1 protein-coding gene and 1 pseudogene are annotated in these 5,807 nt (G+C 69.2%); both read right to left on the bottom strand.

The features are described from left to right. Positions 1 to 5,049 (bottom strand): amino acid adenylation domain-containing protein (locus tag AB0B76_RS58605; RefSeq protein ID WP_360395047.1); only part of this gene is annotated, 5,049 nt, incomplete at its 3' end. Positions 5,050 to 5,241: 192 nt separating this feature from the next. Then, positions 5,242 to 5,739 (bottom strand): annotated as a pseudogene (locus tag AB0B76_RS58600) (AMP-binding protein); the annotation flags it as partial. Positions 5,740 to 5,807 lie beyond the last annotated feature (68 nt).

Here is a 5,807-nt window from a genome sequence, read left to right as displayed (position 1 = left end):
CGTCACAACCTCATCACCACACCGGACCGCCTCCGCATCCGGCGTAGCCGCCACCCAACCCGCCACCAGATCCGGCAACAACTCCACCCGCGCAAGATCCGCCGCACTCTCCGCCCACTGCGCCACCGCCGACCGCTCCGCACCCGTCAGCAGCACAACACTCGACAACCGAACGTCCGAGTCCTGCACGACCGCCGACGCCAGCTCGGCGAAATGCGCAGCCAGACGCTGCATCCGCTCACGATCGAACAATGCGGTGCTGTACTCGACCGTGCCGGCCAGACCGCCGTCCTGCTCGGCGAGGATGAAGCGGAGGTCGACGCCGCCGATGACGTACTCGTCGGCGCCGTCCTCGGCGACGGTGAGCGTGTCGGACGGCGTGCCGGTGTCGGTGAAGTAGTTGAAGAGCACCTGGAAGATCGGGCTGCGCGAGCGGTGCCGCTCGACCCCGAGCTCGTCGACGAGCTGCTCGAACGGCACGTCCTGGTGCGCGTACGCGGCAAGCGTCTCGGCCCGCACCCGGCCCAGCAGTTCCGTGAACGTCGGGTCGCCCGACAGGTCGGTGCGCAGGGCGAGGGTGTTGACGAAGAACCCGATGAGCCCCTCGGTCTCGGCCCGGTTACGGTTGGCGATGGGGGTGCCGACGACGATGTCGTCCTGGCCGGAGTACCGGCCGAGCAGCACCGTGAGCACGCCGAACACCGTCATGAACATCGAGACGCCCGCCGCTCGCGCCACCTCGCGCAGCCCGTCGACGAGTTCGGCCGGGAGCTGGAACTCGACCCGGGTACCGGCGGCGGAACGCACGGACGGCCGGGGCCGGTCGGCCGGCAGTTCGAGCACGGGCGCGTCGGCGAGCCGCGCGCGCCAGAAGCCGAGCTGCGCGTCGAGAACCTCACCGGTGAGCCACTGCCGCTGCCAGACGGCGAAGTCCGCGTACTGCACGGGCAACGGGTCGAGCTCGGCCCCCGCGTACAGCGCGGCGAGCTCCCGGCGCAGGATGTCGGCCGACCACTCGTCGCTGACGACGTGGTGCTTGGCGATCGCCAGTACGTGCTCGTCGGCCCTGATCCGCAGCAACGTGGCCCGGAACAGCGGCCCGGCGGCCATGTCGAATGCGACACGCCGGTCGGCGGCCAGCCAGGCTTCGGCCGCGGCCACCGGATCGGCCGCGCCGGAGAGATCCACGAACGGCAGATCGAACGCCGTGGCCGGATCAACAACCTGACGCGGTACCCCATCCGAGTCCGCCACGAGCCGCGTGCGCAGTACCTCGTGCCGGGCGACGAGCCCACCGAGCGCCGCCTGCAGCGCGGTGGCGTCGAGCTCCCCGGGCAGCCGCAGCGCGACCGGCGTGTGGTACTCGATCGAGTCCGGCTCGAGCTGCGCCAGGAACCACAGCCGCTGCTGCGCAAACGACAACGGCAACGGCTCATCCCGGCTCACCGGCACAATGGGCGCCACATTCGTACCGGGCGAGGCCCCCTCGACCGCAACGGCAAGCCCGGCAATCGTAGGTTCGTCGAACAATGCCGCAACGGGCAGCTCCACCCCGAACACGGCCCGGACACGGGACACGACCTGGGTGGCGAGCAGCGAGTGCCCGCCGAGCTCGAAGAAGTTGTCGTGCACCCCGACACGGTCAACCCCGAGCACCTCGCCCCAGACCCCGGCCAGCAACTCCTCGGCGGGTGTGGCCGGTGCGACAAACCCACCCGCAAGCTCAGGCCGGCTCTGATCGGGTGCAGGCAGCGCCGCCCGGTCGAGCTTCCCGTTGGCGGTGAGCGGAATGGCGGTGAGCTCAACGAACACGGCCGGGATCATGTGCTCCGGCAGCCGGCCAGCCAGGAACGCCCGTAGAGAGCCAACCGACGGCATCTCATCAGAGGGCACCAGATACCCGACCAGCCGCTGCCCATCAGCAACCACAACCGCGCCCGTGACAGCTGGATGCGCGAGCAGCGCCGCCCGGACCTCGCCGGGCTCGATCCGATACCCACGAACCTTCACCTGATCATCCACACGGCCCAGGAACGCAATCAGCCCGTCGGGACGACGCACGACAACGTCCCCGGTCCGATACAGCCGCAACCCGCCCTCGGCAGCAACGAACCGTTCCGCGGTCAGCTCCGGCCGGCCCCGATACCCACGGGCCAACCCCGCACCACCCACATACAACTCACCCCGCACACCAACCGGCACCGGCCGCAACGACCGGTCCAGCACATGCAGCCGGATGTTGGGCAGTGGTGCACCGATCGGCACCACCGCACCGTGCAACACCTCATCCGTGAGCCGCACGGTCGCCACACCAACCGTCGTCTCCGTCGGCCCGTAATGGTTCGCGGCACGACCAGCCAGCTCGCGAGCCACCTCGACGGGGGTGGCCTCACCACCGAGGATCAATGCCCGGGCCGGCCGGACCCGGGAGACTCCCAGACCCATCAGGTGCGACGGGACGATCTTCACGTAGTCGATCGCATGCTCAGTCAGGTAGGCGTCGACCAGGTCCGGGTCGGTGACGATCGCCGGGTCCACGAAATGCAGACACCCACCGGTCGTCAATGCGGTGAACAGCATCGTGTTGCCGAAGTCGGTGGTCGGGGGCTGCAACAGTGCGTAGGACCGGCCCGGCTCACCGATCCCCAACCGGGACGGCACACCGGTGACATAGTTCAACAATCCCCGATGGGTTACCTGCACGGCTTTGGGACGGCCGGTGGAGCCGGAGGTGAACATCACGTACGCGACCCGGTCCAGATGCGACACCGCCGTGCCCAGCACGGTGTCCGGCATGACCTGCAGCAGCGGATCGTCCAACAGCACGGTCCGCAACCGGCCGACTGGGAGGTCACCGATCCTGTCCGCCGTGCCGACCAGAACCGACACACCCGCCTCAGCCAACATGAACGCCGACCGCTGCGCCGGCTGAGAACCATCCAACGTCACATAGGCACCGCCCGCCGCCCACACGGCCAGGACCGCGACCACGAAGTCGGCACCCGCATCGGTAGCCAGACCGACCACCGACTCCGGGCCCACACCCACCGACCGCAGCAAATGCGCCAGACGGTTCGAACGGCTCACGACCTCGGCGAACGTCCACGACTCACCACCCGAAACCACCGCGATCGCATCCGACGGCCGGACCAGCTCATGGATGCCCGACACAGGGGGTAGATCGGCCGCCGTGTCGTTCCAGTCGCTCAGCTCAGCAGCCTCGAGGTCCACTTGCGACAGTCGGATGCTCGCGTCCCGGGCCACCGCCGACATGAGCTGCTGGAAGTGGGTGATCATCCGGCGGATGGTCGGCTCGTCGAACAGTCTGGTCGCGTAGTGGAACGCGCCCTCCAGGCCCGTGCCGTGCTCGGACACGATCAGGCGCAGGTCGAACTTCACCTGCACATCGCGGGCCTGGCCGAATTCGTCGTCCGGGGAGTCGTCCGCTGTCTCCTCGGCGGTGACGTAGTTGAACAGGGCCTGGAACAGTGGCGTCCGGGAGCGGTCCCGGTCCGTGACCAGCTCATCCACCAGGCGCTCGAACGGCACGTCCTGGTGCGCGTAGCCGGCGAGGGTTTCGGTCCGCACACGGCCGAGCAGTTCGGTGAAGGTCGGGTCGCCGGACAGGTCCGTGCGGAGTACCAGCGTGTTGATGAAGTAGCCGATCAGGCCCTCGATCTCGGCCCGGTTCCGGTTCGCGATCGGGGTGCCGACGGTGATGTCGTCCTGGCCGGACCAGCGGTTGAGCAGCATGACGTACGCACTGAAGAGCGTCATGAACATCGACGCGCCCGAGCCGCGGGACACCGTGCGCAGTGCCGCCGCCACGTCGTCGGGGATCGCGAAGTCGATGACCGCGCCCTCCGACGAACGGACCGCCGGCCGCGGATGATCGGTCGGCAGATCCAGCACGGGCGCACCCGCCAACCGCCGCCGCCAGTACCCGACCTGCTCCTCCAGCACCGCCCCGGCCAGCCACGTGCGCTGCCACACGGCGAAGTCCGCGTACTGCACGGGCAACGGGTCGAGCACGGTCCCGGCGCACAGCTCCGCCAGCTCGCCGCGCAGGATCCGGTCCGACCATTCGTCGCCGGCCACGTGATGCATCGCGAGCGCCAGCACGTGCTCGCCGGGCGCGACGCGCAGCAGCGTGGCCCGCAACGGCGGCGCCGCGGCCAGGTCGAACGGCACGAGCGCGTCGGCCGCCAGCCACTCCTCGACCGACTTGGCGACGATCGGCAGATCGAAGTCCCGGGCCGGCTCAATCACCTGATAAGGCACGCCGTCGGCCCCGGCCACCAGCCGCGTCCGCAGTACCTCGTGCCGCTCCACCAGCCGCCGCAACGCCCCAGCCAGCCCGGCCACATCAACGTCGCCCGGCACCGGAATGAAGACCGGCATGTTGTACTCGACCGAGTCGGGCTCGAGCTGCGCCAGGAACCACAACCGCTGCTGTGCAAACGACAACGGCAACGGCACGTCCCGCCCAACCGGCGCGACCGGCGGCGCTGTCAACCCCGGAGTGGCGGCCGCGATAGCCGTCGCCAGCCCACCGATGGTGGGTGCATCGAACAGTGCCTCGACGGGCACCTCGACCCCGAACGCGACCCGCACGCGAGACAACACCTGCGTGGCGAGCAGCGAATGCCCACCGAGCGAGAAGAAGTCATCGTGCACACCGATGCGCTCAACCCCGAGCAGCGTGGTCCAGATCCCGGCGAGCACCTCCTGCACAGGACCGGCGGGCGCGACAAACGAGACCCCGACCGGCAGCTGCACCCCGTCCAGCGCCTTCCGGTCCACCTTCCCGTTGGCGTTCCGCGGCAAGGCCGCCAGCTCAACGAACACTCCCGGCACCATGTACTCCGGCAGCCGAGCCCCCACCCACACCCGCAACGCCTCAACAGACAACGACTCGTTCCCGGCCGGCACCACATACGCGACCAGGCGCCCGTCCTCGGCCACCACCACCGCATCCGCGACACTCGACGCAGCACGCAGCGTGGCCTCCACCTCGCCCGGCTCCACCCGGAACCCACGCACCTTCACCTGATCATCGGCACGACCGACGAACTCCAACACCCCATCAGCACGCCACCGCGCAACATCACCAGACCGATACAACCGCGACCCGCCCGGCCCGGCCACAAACCGCTCCGCCGTCAACTCCGGGCGACCCACATACCCCCGCGCCAGACCCACACCACCGATGTAGATCTCTCCCGGTACACCAACCGGGACAGCACGGAGACTGTGGTCCAACACGTGCACCTGCACATTGCCCAACGGCCCACCGATCGGCGGGTCACCACCGTCATCCGGCGTACAGACCATCGTGGTCGCGAGCACGGACACCTCAGTCGGGCCGTACGCGTTGAACACCCGCGCCCCCACCGACCACGACCGCGCCAACGCACCACTGACCCGTTCCGAGCCGACGATCCACGACCCGACGCCGGGCACTTCCGCCGGATCCAGCTGGGACAGCAGCGACGGCACAACGCTGGCCGCTGTGACACCCGCCGAGCGGATCAACGCCGCAAGTGCACGCGGTTCGGCACGCTCCACCGCCGACGCCATCACGAGCGTTCCACCGACCGTGAGCACACCAGCCACATCGATCACGGCAGCGTCGAACGAGAACGACGCGAACTGCAACGCCACACGACCCAGCTTCGGCGCGATCTGCACAGCCAGGTTGAGCACACCGACGTGCGGCACGACGACGCCCTTCGGCACACCCGTCGACCCAGAGGTATAGATGACATACGCCGCCTGCTCACCCCGCACGGCCGGGAGCACGGCGT

It is taken from the genome of Dactylosporangium sp. NPDC049140 (assembly GCF_040648435.1).
Note: the sequence above shows the minus strand (reverse complement) of the source record. Positions and strands in the feature narration are given on the sequence as shown.